10 protein-coding genes are annotated in these 12,493 nt (G+C 71.2%); 5 read left to right on the top strand and 5 right to left on the bottom strand.

Annotated features, from left to right (window positions below; translation table 11 throughout):
- Nucleotides 1–40: 40 nt before the first annotated feature.
- Nucleotides 41–889: a PAC2 family protein gene (locus tag ACZ5L9_RS17070; protein WP_464529869.1), complete on the bottom strand. Its 849-nt coding sequence runs from the start codon at nt 887–889 to the stop codon at nt 41–43.
- A 183-nt stretch (nt 890–1,072) separates the two neighbouring features.
- Here ACZ5L9_RS17070 and metH point away from each other — a divergent pair, with 183 nt between their 5' ends.
- Both metH and ACZ5L9_RS17060 read left to right on the top strand, forming a co-directional pair.
- Entirely contained in the window at nt 1,073–4,831 is a 3,759-nt protein-coding gene (gene metH, locus ACZ5L9_RS17065; RefSeq protein ID WP_464529865.1) for a methionine synthase, read from the top strand.
- Nucleotides 4,831–5,028, top strand: coding sequence for a hypothetical protein (locus ACZ5L9_RS17060; RefSeq protein ID WP_464529862.1), 198 nt, complete (start codon nt 4,831–4,833; stop codon nt 5,026–5,028). Before metH ends, ACZ5L9_RS17060 begins: the two co-directional genes overlap by 1 nt.
- 311 nt (nt 5,029–5,339) lie before the next feature.
- Here ACZ5L9_RS17060 and ACZ5L9_RS17055 read toward each other — a convergent pair whose 3' ends face one another.
- The gene (locus ACZ5L9_RS17055; RefSeq protein WP_464529858.1) at nt 5,340–5,717 is read right to left on the bottom strand and encodes a carboxymuconolactone decarboxylase family protein; all 378 of its coding nucleotides are present in this window, start codon (nt 5,715–5,717) and stop codon (nt 5,340–5,342) included.
- 99 nt (nt 5,718–5,816) lie between these two features.
- Between ACZ5L9_RS17055 and ACZ5L9_RS17050 the strand changes: the two genes are divergently transcribed.
- Complete coding sequence (locus ACZ5L9_RS17050; protein WP_464529856.1) at nt 5,817–6,077, top strand: metal-sensitive transcriptional regulator; 261 nt, start codon at nt 5,817–5,819, stop codon at nt 6,075–6,077.
- A gap of 93 nt (nt 6,078–6,170) precedes the next feature.
- On the opposite strand, the gene ACZ5L9_RS17045 is transcribed toward ACZ5L9_RS17050, so the two are convergent.
- Nucleotides 6,171–7,394, bottom strand: coding sequence for an MFS transporter (locus ACZ5L9_RS17045; protein WP_464529853.1), 1,224 nt, complete (start codon nt 7,392–7,394; stop codon nt 6,171–6,173).
- A gap of 115 nt (nt 7,395–7,509) precedes the next feature.
- Between ACZ5L9_RS17045 and ACZ5L9_RS17040 the strand changes: the two genes are divergently transcribed.
- Both ACZ5L9_RS17040 and ACZ5L9_RS17035 read left to right on the top strand, forming a co-directional pair.
- Complete coding sequence (locus ACZ5L9_RS17040; RefSeq protein ID WP_464529851.1) at nt 7,510–8,121, top strand: TetR/AcrR family transcriptional regulator; 612 nt, start codon at nt 7,510–7,512, stop codon at nt 8,119–8,121.
- A complete protein-coding gene (locus ACZ5L9_RS17035) occupies nt 8,118–9,116 on the top strand; it encodes a nitronate monooxygenase (protein WP_464529849.1) in 999 nt (332 codons plus the stop codon). The genes ACZ5L9_RS17040 and ACZ5L9_RS17035 overlap by 4 nt, the downstream gene beginning before the upstream one ends.
- A 7-nt stretch (nt 9,117–9,123) precedes the next feature.
- Here ACZ5L9_RS17035 and ACZ5L9_RS17030 read toward each other — a convergent pair whose 3' ends face one another.
- Both ACZ5L9_RS17030 and ACZ5L9_RS17025 read right to left on the bottom strand, forming a co-directional pair.
- Nucleotides 9,124–10,710 carry a GMC family oxidoreductase gene (locus ACZ5L9_RS17030; RefSeq protein WP_464529846.1) on the bottom strand — a complete coding sequence of 529 codons (1,587 nt, stop codon included), beginning with the start codon at nt 10,708–10,710 and terminating at the stop codon, nt 9,124–9,126.
- A gap of 144 nt (nt 10,711–10,854) precedes the next feature.
- Complete coding sequence (locus ACZ5L9_RS17025; protein WP_464529842.1) at nt 10,855–12,489, bottom strand: FAD-dependent oxidoreductase; 1,635 nt, start codon at nt 12,487–12,489, stop codon at nt 10,855–10,857.
- Between the last annotated feature and the right edge of the window lie 4 nt (nt 12,490–12,493).

Raw genomic sequence — 12,493 nt, 5'->3', positions numbered from 1 at the left:
GCTCGGCGTCCGTGGTTCGGCGTCCGTGGTTCGGCGCCCGTCAGCTCTCGTCGGAGCGGCGCTTGAGGTACTTCTCGAACTCGCGCGCGATCGCCTCGCCCGACGCCTCGGGGAGGTCGGCGGTGTCGCGGGTCTCCTCGAGCGAGCGGACGTAGTCGGCGATGTCGTCGTCCTCCTCGGCGAGCTCGTCGACGCCGCGCTCCCAGGCACGCGAGTCCTCGGGCAGGTCACCGAGCGGGATCGAGCAGTCGAGCAGCTCCTCGAGCTGGCCGATCAGCGCCAGCGTGGCCTTCGGGCACGGCGGCTGCGCGACGTAGTGCGGCACCGCCGCCCAGTACGTCACGGCCGGCAGGTCGATCGTGGCGCAGGCATCCTGGAGCACGCCGACGATGCCGGTGGGACCCTCGTACGTCGGCAGGTCGACCTGGAGCCGCTGGGCGAGCTCGGGGTCGCTGGCGGTGCCGGACACCGGGATCGGCCGGGTGTGCGGCGCATCGGCGAGCAGCGCGCCGAGCGTCACCACGAGGCGACCGCCGAGGTCGTCGATCGCGCTCATCAGCTCGCCGCAGAACGTCTTCCAGCGCATCGACGGCTCGATGCCGCGGATCAGGATGACGTCGCGACCCAGCCCGGGCGGCGAGGCGACGGCGACCCGGGTCGTGGGCCAGGTGACGCGGCGCTTGCCGGCCAGGTCGGCGGCGATGCGGGGACGGTTGACCTGGAAGTCGTAGTACTCCTCCGGATCGAGCTCGCCGACGACCTGCGCGTTCCACACGTCCATCAGGTGATCGATCACTCCGGTCGCCGAGTCGGCGGCGTCGTTCCAGCCCTCGAAGGCCGCGATGACGACCGGGTCGACGAGGTCGTTGCTCTGCTCCAGCTCGATCACCTTCCCAGCCTAGTCGCGACACGATCCGGGCCGGTTTCGGCACTCGCGTACGCGTCCCCGTAGAATTCAGGAGCCGAGAGGCGTTGCAACGGACCGCCGGTTCATCCTGCCGTCCGCCACGCTCGGCTGGTCGCGATCATGCTCGCGGGTTCCAAGGACGCCTTCCATCTTGGAAGGATTGCCATGACTGCGGAGCAGCACCTGCGGCCCGACGCCACCGACGCGCTGAGCGGCGCGCTGGGTGAGCGCATTCTCATCATCGACGGCGCCATGGGCACCGCGATCCAGCGCGACCGGCCCGACGAGGCCGGCTACCGCGGTGAGCGCTTCGCAGACACCTCCGCCTGGCCGATCCCGCTGCAGGGCAACAACGACCTGCTCACCCTGACCCAGCCCGAGATCATCGGCGGAATCCACCGCGAGTACCTCGAGGCCGGTGCCGACATCATCGAGACGAACACGTTCAGCGCGAACGCGATCTCGATGGCCGACTACGGCATGGAGGAGCTCGCCTACGAGCTCAACTACGAGTCCGCGCGGCTCGCCCGCGCCTGTGCCGACGAGTTCGCGACGCCGGAGCGTCCGCGGTACGTGGCGGGCGCACTCGGCCCCACCACCCGTACGGCCTCGATCAGCCCGGACGTCAACGACCCGGCGGCGCGCAACATCAGCTACGACCAGCTGGTGGAGGCCTACGCCACCGCCACCCGCGGCCTGGTCGACGGCGGCGCCGACCTCATCATCATCGAGACCATCTTCGACACGCTCAACGCCAAGGCGGCGATCTACGCGGTCCAGCAGGTCTTCGGCGAGTACGGCCGGCGCTGGCCGGTCATCATCTCCGGCACCATCACCGACGCGTCCGGCCGGACGCTTTCCGGCCAGGTCACCGAGGCGTTCTGGGACTCGGTGCGGCACGCCGCGCCGATCGCCGTCGGCCTCAACTGCGCCCTCGGCGCGCAGGAGATGCGTCCCTACATCGAGGAGATGGCCCGCGTCGCGGACACCTTCGTCTCCTGCTACCCCAACGCGGGTCTGCCGAACGCGTTCGGCGAGTACGACGAGGGCCCGGCCGAGACCGCCGGCCACGTCGCGGAGTTCGCCGAGGCGGGCTTCGTCAACATCGTCGGCGGCTGCTGCGGGACCACGCCGGCACACATCAAGGCGATCGCGGATGCCGTGCACGGCATCGAGGAGCGCACCCCGTCGACGCCGGAGCCGGCGCTGCGACTCAGCGGTCTCGAGCCGTTCAAGGTGGATGGGTCGTCGCTGTTCGTGAACGTCGGCGAGCGGACCAACATCACCGGCTCGGCGCGGTTCCGCAACTTGATCAAGGCCGGCGACTACGACACGGCCGTCAGCGTCGCCGCCCAGCAGGTCGAGGCCGGCGCCCAGGTCATCGACGTCAACATGGACGAGGGCATGATCGACGGGGTGGCCGCGATGGACCGCTTCCTCAAGCTGATCGCCTCCGAGCCCGACATCAGCCGCGTCCCGATCATGATCGACTCCTCGAAGTGGGAGGTCATCGAGGCGGGCCTGAAGAACGTCCAGGGCAAGCCGATCGTGAACTCGATCTCGCTCAAGGAGGGCGAGGGCCCGTTCATCGAGCACGCGCTGAAGTGCAAGCAGTACGGCGCCGCCGCGGTCGTGATGGCGTTCGACGAGAACGGCCAGGCCGACTCCTACCAGCGTCGCATCGAGATCTGCGAGCGTGCCTACCGGATCCTGGTGGACCGGGTCGGGTTCGACCCCGAGGACATCATCTTCGACCCCAACGTCTTCGCTGTGGCGACCGGCATCGAGGAGCACGCCACCTACGGCGTCGACTTCATCGAGGCCACCCGCTGGATCAAGCAGAACCTGCCCGGCGCGAAGGTCTCCGGCGGCATCTCCAACGTGTCGTTCTCGTTTCGTGGCAACAACCCGGTCCGCGAGGCGATCCACGCCGTCTTCCTGTTCCACGCGATCAACGCCGGCCTCGACATGGGCATCGTCAACGCGGGTGCGCTCGTCACGTACGACGAGATCGATCCCGAGCTGCGCGACGCCATCGAGGACGTCGTCCTCAACCGGACATCAGGCTCCTCCGGGGACCCGCTGGCCGCCACCGAGCGGCTCCTCGAGCTCGCCGAGCGGCACCGCGGCTCCGGCGAGGAGGTGGAGGCCAAGGTCGACGCGTGGCGTGAGCTGCCGGTGGGGGAGCGGATCACGCACGCGCTGGTGAAGGGCCTCGACCAGTTCGTGGAGGCGGACACCGAGGAGCTCCGCGCCAGCCTCGCGGCCGAGGGCCGTCGCCCGATCGAGGTCATCGAGGGCCCGCTGATGGACGGCATGAACGTCGTCGGCGACCTGTTCGGCGCCGGCAAGATGTTCCTGCCCCAGGTGGTCAAGAGCGCCCGGGTGATGAAGAAGGCCGTCGCGTACCTCATCCCGTTCATCGAGGCCGAGAAGAACAGCGAAGGCGGCGATGGGGCCGGCCGCGAGACCAACGGCACGATCGTGATGGCGACCGTGAAGGGCGACGTCCACGACATCGGCAAGAACATCGTCGGCGTCGTCCTGCAGTGCAACAACTACGAGGTCATCGACCTCGGCGTGATGGTGCCCGCCCAGAAGATCCTCGACGCCGCGGCCGAGCACGACGCCGACATCATCGGCCTCTCCGGCCTCATCACGCCGAGCCTCGACGAAATGGTCCACTTCGCCTCGGAGATGCAGCGCAACGGCCTGAAGATCCCGCTGCTCATCGGCGGGGCCACCACGAGCCGCGCGCACACGGCGGTCAAGGTCGACCAGAAGTACGACGGCCCGGTCGTCTGGGTGAAGGACGCCTCACGCTCGGTGCCGGTCGCCGCCCAGCTGCTCGGCGACCGGCACGCGGAGCTGATGGCCTCGGTGAAGGAGGACTACGACGCTCTGCGGGCCCGGCACGCGGAGAAGCACGACCGGCCGATGCTGACCCACGTCCAGGCGAAGGCGAACGCCACGCCGATCGACTGGTCGTCCTACGTCCCGCCGGCACCCAAGCGGCTCGGCGTCGAGGTGCTGCGCGACTACCCGGTCAGCGAGCTGCGCGAGTTCATCGACTGGCAGCCGTTCTTCAACGCCTGGGAGATGAAGGGGAGGTTCCCCGACATCCTCAACAGCCCGGTCACCGGCGACGCGGCCAGCAAGCTCTACGCCGATGCGCAGGCGATGCTCGACCAGATCGAGGCCGAGGGCTGGCTGCGGCCGCAGGGCGTGTACGGCCTCTTCCCGGCCGTCTCGACCGGCGAGGACGTCACGGTCTTCACCGACGAGTCCCGCGCGACGACCAAGGTGACGCTGCACCAGCTGCGCCAGCAGGGTCAGCACCGCGAGGGCGTGCCGAACCGCTCCCTCGCCGACTACGTCGCGCCTGCCGACGCCGGCCTGGACGACTTCGTCGGGGCGTTCGCCGTCACCGCGGGCGTCGACCTGCCCGCGCGGGTCAAGGCGTTCAAGGACGCCCTCGACGACTACAACGCGATCCTGCTCGAGTCGCTCGCCGACCGGCTGGCGGAGGCCTTCGCCGAGCGGCTGCACCAGCGCGTCCGTACGGAGTTCTGGGGCTACGCCTCCGAGGAGAGCCTGAGCAACGACGAGCTCATCTCCGAGCGCTACCAGGGCATCCGTCCCGCGCCCGGCTATCCGGCCTGCCCCGAGCACACCGAGAAGCAGACCATCTGGGATCTGCTCGACGTGCAGGCGAACACCGGCATCGAGCTGACCGAGTCGATGGCGATGTGGCCCGGCGCCTCGGTCTCCGGCGTCTACTACAGCCACCCGCAGGCGCAGTACTTCGTCGTCGGCCGCCTCGGCCAGGACCAGGTCGCCGACTACGCCCGGCGCAAGGGCTGGACGCTCAAGGAGGCCGAGCGCTGGCTCGGCCCCAACCTCGGCTACGAGCCGGAGGACTGATGTCGGATCTCAACCGCCGCTACGGCAGCGGCAACGTCGCGGCGAAGATCATGTTCACCCTCGTCGCGCTGGCCCTGATCGTGCTCGGCGCGATCTGGACCTTCGGGACCTCGGGCACGACCCAGTCGTTCGGCCCGGTGGTCGGCGGTCTCGGCGTCGCCCTGGGCTACGTCGTGCTGATCCAGAAGCGCCACTGACGATCCGCCAACCTCCCGCCGCCCGAATTTGCACGTAGAACCGCCGAGTCTGCACGTACGTACGTGCAGACTCGGCGGTTCTACGTGACGATTCGGCGTCAGCGGCCCAGCAGGCGAGCGAGGAAGCCACCGCCGGCCGGCTTCTCGCTGCGCTTATGCCCGGGGCACCACCGGGCCGGCGGGACGGCCGCCTTCACGTCGGCGACATGCTGGCCGCAGCCGGCCCAGGTGGTCTTGTGACAGGTCTTGCAGGGGACGGGTCGGCACATGCTGGTATTTCCTTCGTAGACGTCGCGGGTTCGATCGGCGGGTCAGGCGGGCTGCTCGCCGGCCTCATGCGCGTCGGCGAACTCGCAGAACGCGTCGTACGCCCGCGCGCCGTGCACCGTCGCCGGGCCGCCGTGCATCAGGAACGTCACCCCGATCGCCTCGGCAGCCTCCTGGCGCGTCGCGCCCGCGCGGACCGCGGACTGGCTGTGCGAGGCGATGCAGCCGTCGCAGCCCTCGACCACGCCGATCGCCAGGGCGATGAGCTCCTTGGTCTTGCGGTCGAGCGCGCCGTCCGCGAGGGCGGCTTTCGAGAGCTCGTTGAAGCCTTGGTAGACCGCGGGGATGGCCTTGCGCAGGTCACGGCCCAACGGGGCCAGCTCGGTGAGCACCTGCTTGCCGTGCGAGGAGTGGTCAGCCATCTCGGGTCCTTCCGTGCTCGAACCCCCTCGGGGGATAATCGTTGATCGCAGCCTAACCCCCCTGGGGGATATATGATCATTTGTGACGAAGGGAGGCTCATGCGACTCGAGCCTGACGACACCAAGGCCATCATCACCCGCCTGAAGCGGGCCAACGGGCATCTCGCGGCCGTGATCCGGATGCTCGAGGAGGGCTCGGAGTGCGAGGACGCGCTCACGCAGCTCGCCGCGGTCAACAAGGCGATCGCGCGCGGCGGCTACGCCCTCGTCGCCACCGGTCTGCACCAGTGCCTCGCCGAGGGCGGTCCCGAGAGCGTCGACACCAAGAAGCTGGAGAAGCTCTTCCTCGCCCTCGCCTGAGCCCGACCACGAGCCCGAAACTGCAGCTGTGACCGCCGAGTCTGCACGTACGTACGTGCAAACTCGGCGGTCACAGGTGCAAACTCGGCGCGCTCAGGCCGTGGTGACGATGCGGGTACGGGCAAGCAGGGCGCTCGCACCGAGCGCCAGAGTGATCACCCCGGCGGCGTACGCGATCGCCGCCGTCGTCAGGTCGGTCCCGCGGCTGACCGCGAAGCCGGCGACGACGGCCGGGATGCCCATCCCGGCGTACGAGACCAGGTAGACCGCGGCCAGCAGACCGGCGCGCTCCTGCGGCTCGACCAGCGCCACGGTGGTCCGGATGCTGCCCTGCAGGCCGCCGCCGAAGCCGATGCCGGCGACCACCGTCGCGACGAAGAAGGCCGGCACGGACCCGACCGCGATCGCCGCGGCCAGGCCGGCGACGCCGACGATCACCGCACCGAGTCCGGCCGCCATCTGCCAGCGACCGTCCCGGGCGCGCAGGGCGATCGTCGTCGCCGATCCGGCCGCGGCCAGGACGAAGAGCGCCAGGCCGCCCAGGACCGTCGGGCTGTCGGGCGCCATCGTCCGCAGGAGGGCCGGCCCGAGCGAGCCGAAGAGCCCGGCGACCGCCCAGACGGAGAACGCGGCCGGCGCCGCGGCGAGGAACGCCCCACGCGCCGCCGCCGGGACAGCAAGACGGGGACGCAGGCTGCCCAGCAGACCCTGTCGGGTCGGCGTCGCGTCGAGGAGGGTGATCACGCCGACCGCCTGGAGGGCGAAGACGGCCACCAGTGCCAGGTAGATCAGGTGCGTGGGCCACGGCAGGTAGCTGACCGTGAGGCCCGCCGCCAGCGCACCGAAGCCCGTGCCGGCGCCGGGTGCCGCCGAGCTGGCGAGCGTGCCGTGCGCCTGATGCGCCTCGATCATCGCCGCTCCCAGGGTGCCGAGCGCGGCGCCTGCGGCGATGCCCTGGATGACGCGGCCGATGAAGAGCGGTTCGAAGGAGGTCGCGGTCGCGAAGAGGACGACCGCGACGGTCTGCAGCGCCAGCGCGCCGAGCAGCACCGGCCGGCGCCCGACGTGCGCCGAGACCTCGCCGAGGATCAGCAGCCCGCCGAGGACGGCCAGCGCGTAGACGCCGAACGCCTCGGTGGTGGTCAGCGCCGTGCCGTGCCAGACGACGTCGTAGTGCTGGTACAGCGGCGTCGGCGCCGCCGAGGCCGCCAGGAAGGAGATCGCGATGGAGGCGAGGAGCGTGAGGCGCGGGATCGACGTCGTGGGTGCCGGCATCGCCGCGGCGGCGCTGCGGCGGCTGAGCTGGGTCTGGGTCATCGGACGCTCCTGACGGGATGGACAGATCTGTCTACTGACATCGGGCGCAACCCGTAGACAACTCTGTCTATTCCGGAAGGTTCCGAACTTCTTCGGTGTTGTGCAGGATGTGAGCGTGGAGCAGCAGATGACGGCGGCCGAGGAGCCGGACGTGACGGAGCGCAGGAGCGCGCGCGAGCGCCTCCTCGACACCGCTGAGCGGCTCTTCTATGCCGAGGGCGTCCACACCGTCGGCATCGATCGGGTCCTGGAGGAGTCGGGCGTCGCCAAGGCGTCGCTCTACAAGAACTTCGGCAACAAGGACGGTCTGGTCGCCGCCTACCTCGACCGGCGCCACGACCGGCAGGTGGCGCGCGTCGGTCGCGCGGTCGACGGTGCGACCACGCCGCGCGAGCAGATCCTGGCGATCTTCGACTCCCAGCGTCAGCTCTTCGCCCGGCCCGACTTCCGGGGCTGCGCGTTCGCCGCCGCGACCGCCGAGGGGCCGAGTGGAGGACCCAACGAGGAGCGAAGCCGGACCTACCGCGGCTACGTCCGTACGGTCTTCGCCTCGATCCTGGAGCGCGCGGGCATCGCCAACGCGGCCACGGTCGCGGCCCAGCTCCACCTGATCTATGACGGGGCCCAGATGAGCGCGCGGATGGAGGCCGACCCGACCGACCCGGCGATCCCGGCCAATGCGCGAGCCCTCGTCGAATCGGTGCTCGACGCCGCCGGCGTCCGATGAGCCTGCTCGGCGCCGACGTCCCGATCGTGGCCGCGCCGATGGCGGGCGGCGCGACGACGATCGAGCTCGTCGCGGCGAGCGACACCGCCGGAGCCGTCGGGTTCCTGGCCGCGGGCTACCGGAGCGCCGAGGCGATGGCCGGCGACATCGCGGCCGCGCGCGCACGCGGGGTGGCGGGCTTCGGGGTCAACCTGTTCCTACCCGCCGCCTCGGGCCTCGCCGAGGCCGACCTCCGCGCCTATGCCGCCTGGATCCAGCCCGACGCCGCGCGCCTCGGCCTCGACCTGAGCGGCGAACGGCTGCGGGAGGACGACGACCAGTGGGCCGCGAAGATCGACGCGCTCGTCGCTGACCCCGTGCCCTTCGTCTCGGTCACCTTCGGGCTTCCCGCGGAGGCGGACGCCCGCGTGCTGCTGACGGTCACGACCGTGGGGGAGGCGCGCGCCGCGGCGGCTCTGGAGGCCGACGGGCTCGTCGTGCAGGGGAGTGCGGCGGGCGGGCACAGCGGCACCCATGACCCTCGCCGCGCGATCGTCCCGGTCGCCACCGACGCCCTGGTACGTGACGTCGTGGCGGCCACCGGGCTCCCGGTGATCGCGGGAGGCGGCATCGACGGCCCGGAGGCGGTGCGCGCCGTCCTGGCGGCAGGCGCCGAGGCGGTCGCCGTCGGGACCCTGCTGCTGCGCACCGACGAGAGTGGCGCCTCGCAGGTCCACCGTGACGCCCTCGCCGATCCTCGCTTCACCGAGACGGTGATCACCCGCGCCTTCACGGGGCGCCCCGCGCGCGGGCTGCGCAACGCGTTCGTCGACGCGCACGAGGCCGAGGCGCCGTACGGCTATCCCGCGATCCACCACCTGACCCGTGGCCCGCGGCGGGCCGCCGCGCAGGCCGGCGACGCCGACCGGGTCCACCTGTGGGCCGGCACCGGCTTCCGCAGTGCCCGCACCGGCCCGGCCGCCGACGTCATCACCGCCCTGTCGGCAGATCTGTGACCGGACGTCAGCGAGCCTGAGCGTCCTCCTGGATGAACGCCGCGCAGCGCTCGCCCATCAGGATCGCGGGGGCGTTGGTGTTGCCGTGGGTGATCTCCGGCAGGGCGCTGGTGTCGGCCACCCGGAGCCCGGTGACGCCCTTGACCCGCAGACGCTCGTCGAGGACCCGCCCCATGCCGGCGGTGCACGCCGGGTGGTAGGTGTGCAGCGTCGTCTCGCGGATGAAGCGCTCCAGCTGCTCGGAGGTCCGCACGTGCGGGCCGGGGTTGATCTCGGCGCTGATCATCTCGTCATACGGCTTCGTGGCGATGATCCGACGAGTGAGCTCGACGCCCCGCATCAGCGCCTCGACGTCCTCGGGCGCCGAGAGCATGTTCATCAGGATCTCCGGCGCGGACCCCGGGTCGGCGGAGACGATCCGGACGTGGCCGGTGCTCCGGGGCTCCCAGTAGGACTGCATCACCGAGATCGCGGGCCTCGTGTGGGTCGCCTCGCCGTTGTCCCAGAAGAACGCCGGGGCGAAGACGAGCTGCATGTCCGGCACCTCGAGCCCCTCCCGGGTGCGGACGTGGGCGATCGCCTCGGCGACGTTGCTCGCCAGCGGCCCGCTGCCGTTGCGCAGCCAGCTGACCAGGTGCAGGGGGTTCTTCTCGACCCCGAAGAGCCCTTTCCAGCCGTCGTTGAGCTCGAAGTTGGTGAAGCTGAACGGGTGCTCCTTGAGGTGTCCCCCCACCTCCGGGTTGTCGACGACGACGTCGATGCCCAGGCTCCTGAGGTGCTCGGCGTCGCCGATGCCGGAGAGCTGGAGGAGCTGCGGGGTGTTGTACGCACCGGCGCTGAGCACGACCTCGCCCCGGACGCCGAGGGTCCGGGTCCTGCCGCGCTCGCTGACCTCGACGCCGACCGCCTGGCCGTTGGCGACGAGCACCCGGTGGACCAGAGCCTTGGTGATGAGGTCGAAGTTCGGCTTCCTGGTGGCCTCGTCCAGGTAGCCGCGCGCAGTGCTCCAGCGGCGCCCGCCGACGGTGGTGGTCGGGGCCAGTGAGACGCCGTCGAGGTCGGGTCCGGACAGGTCGTCGTTGCGTACGATCCCCGCATTCACGGCGGCCTCCACGAACGCGACCGCCGTGGCGTCGGGAGTGGTGATGCGGTTGATCCGCATCGGTCCGTCCTGGTTGTGCCCCGGCAGGAAGTGCCCCTCCATCCGATCGTAGAACGGCTCGACGTCCTTCCAACCCCACCCGTCCAGGCCCCAGGAGTCGAAGTCGCGGTCGCTGCCCCGGACCCAGAGCATCGCGTTCATCGCCGAGCAGCCACCGACGACCTTCGCGCGAGGCAGGTGGATCTCGCGGTTCGCCGCCGCCGGCTCGGGCCGGGTGAAGTAGTCCCAGTCGCCCTTCTTGTGGAACTGCTCGCCGAAGGCTGCCGGCGCACGGGTCTCGAGCTTGAAGTCGCTGCCGCCGGCCTCGATGAGGGCCACGGTGACGTTCGGGTTCTCGGCGAGCCGGGCCGCGACGGCGGACCCGCCGGAGCCGGCGCCCACCACGATGTAGTCGTAGACGGTCGTGGTGAGGCGCTTCCTCAACAGGGCCATGGCGAATCCTTCGGGTCGGGACCGGGACGGATCGGGTGCACCGAGGCTCCCACCGCGTCACGTCGGCGCGCGAGGGTTTCTGTGGTGCGACTCACAGCATGACATGTTGCGTGCAGATGTGCAGGTAAGCGCGTCTGCCGTGCCTCAGGGCTGGAGCAGGGCCTGCACCGAGCCGACGACACTCGCACCCTCGCCGGTCGCGGCCGCGACCCGTCGCAGCGCTCCGGACCGCACGTCGCCGACGGCGAAGACACCCGGCCGGCTGGTCTCGTACGGGAGCGGCCTGCGGCCGCGCTCCGGCCAGCTCCGCGGCTCCAGCGATGCACCGGTCAGGACGAAGCCGTGCTCGTCGACCGCGACGTCACCCAGGCGAGGTCCGGGATCGGCGCCGATCATCGCGAAGAGCGACCCGCATGGCACCTCCTCGGCGCCGTGACCTGCCCGACGCAGCCGGACCGACTCCAGGTGCTCGCCGCCGCGCAGGCCGCTGACCACGGTGCCGGTCAGCACCCGGATCCGTGGGTGCGACTGCAGCCTGTCCACGAGGAAGTCCGACATCCGCGCCGTCAGCGAGGCGGCCCGTACGGCCAGGGTGACCCGGTTTCCGCGGTCGGCCAGGAAGAGCGCAGCGTGCCCGGCCGAGCCGGCACCGCCCACGACGACGCACGGTTGCTCGTGCGACAGCTGTGCCTCGATCCGGGTGGCGGTGCGATAGATGCCACGGCCCTCCCAGTCGCTCTCGTGCGGGAGGCCGAGCCCGCGGTACACGACGCCGGTCGCCAGCACCGCGGCCCGGGCGTGCACCGCGTTCCCACTGGCCAGCTGGATGCGGTGACCACCGGGCTCGGCGCGCAGGGCGGTGACTCGCGCCGGGGCCAGCATCTGCGCCCCGAACGACATCGCCTGGGCCGCGGCGCGGGTGGCGAGCTCGGCGCCGGTGATCCCGCCAGGAAACCCGAGGAAGTTCTCGATCCGGCTGCTGCGCCCGGCCTGTCCGCCCGCCCCGCTCGCGTCCAGGACGACGGTCCGCAGCCCCTCGGAGGCGGCGTGCACCGCTGCCGCCAGGCCGGCCGGACCCGCGCCGATGACGGCGAGGTCGTACGACGTCCGCCCGGCCCTGCCCGGCTGTACCGGCAGGACCGGGAGGCCGAGGTGGTCCGCGAGCAGCTCGGGTGTCGCGCGTGGCACCTGGCCGTACGCCGTCAGCGCCACCGGCAGGTCGGCCTCGCCGAAGCCGTTGCGCCGAGCGAGTGCCTGACCGCGCGGCGAGCTGTGCTGGACCCACCGGTGCGGCACGCTCATCTGGGTGGCGAAGGTACGCAGCACGGTGTCGTCCGGATGGTCGCGACCGATCAGCAGCAGCGCGTCGCCGGCCGTTCGCAGCAGCAGCGCCCGGCGGGCGCGGAACGCGGCCAACAGGATCTCGGCGAGGTCGGCCTCGCGCTCGAGGAGCGTGATCAGCGCCTCGCCGCTGATCACGCGGAGGTCGCCGCTCGCCACCACCCGGACGTCGAGCGGCGCGCGCTGTCCGGTGAGCAGGTTCATCTCGCCGAGGATCTCGCCCGGGCCGTGCATGGTCAGCAGACCCGTGCCGGCGACCCGATCCGGCGACAGCACCTCCACCGCGGCCGAGCCCATCACGAACAGCGCGTCCACGTCGCTGCCGGCGCGCACCAGGAGGTCTCCGGCGACGACCCGCCGCTTGTCGCCGTAGGTCCTGAGCCGTCTGAGCTGCGCCGGGCTCAGCGCCGGATGGGCGCCGTTCTCCCTGCCGGCCATGGGG

It is taken from the genome of Nocardioides sp. JCM 18998 (genome assembly GCF_055391535.1).
Note: the sequence above shows the minus strand (reverse complement) of the source record. Positions and strands in the feature narration are given on the sequence as shown.

Bases quoted from the DNA above. Each gene is read 5' to 3' on its own strand.
- ACZ5L9_RS17025 (WP_464529842.1), bottom strand. From the start codon at position 12,489: ATGGCCGGCAGGGAGAACGGCGCCCATCCGGCGCTGAGCCCGGCGCAG.
- ACZ5L9_RS17060 (WP_464529862.1), top strand. From the start codon at position 4,831: ATGTCGGATCTCAACCGCCGCTACGGCAGCGGCAACGTCGCGGCGAAG.
- ACZ5L9_RS17030 (WP_464529846.1), bottom strand. From the start codon at position 10,710: ATGGCCCTGTTGAGGAAGCGCCTCACCACGACCGTCTACGACTACATC.
- ACZ5L9_RS17035 (WP_464529849.1), top strand. From the start codon at position 8,118: ATGAGCCTGCTCGGCGCCGACGTCCCGATCGTGGCCGCGCCGATGGCG.
- ACZ5L9_RS17050 (WP_464529856.1), top strand. From the start codon at position 5,817: ATGCGACTCGAGCCTGACGACACCAAGGCCATCATCACCCGCCTGAAG.
- metH (WP_464529865.1), top strand. From the start codon at position 1,073: ATGACTGCGGAGCAGCACCTGCGGCCCGACGCCACCGACGCGCTGAGC.
- ACZ5L9_RS17055 (WP_464529858.1), bottom strand. From the start codon at position 5,717: ATGGCTGACCACTCCTCGCACGGCAAGCAGGTGCTCACCGAGCTGGCC.
- ACZ5L9_RS17045 (WP_464529853.1), bottom strand. From the start codon at position 7,394: ATGACCCAGACCCAGCTCAGCCGCCGCAGCGCCGCCGCGGCGATGCCG.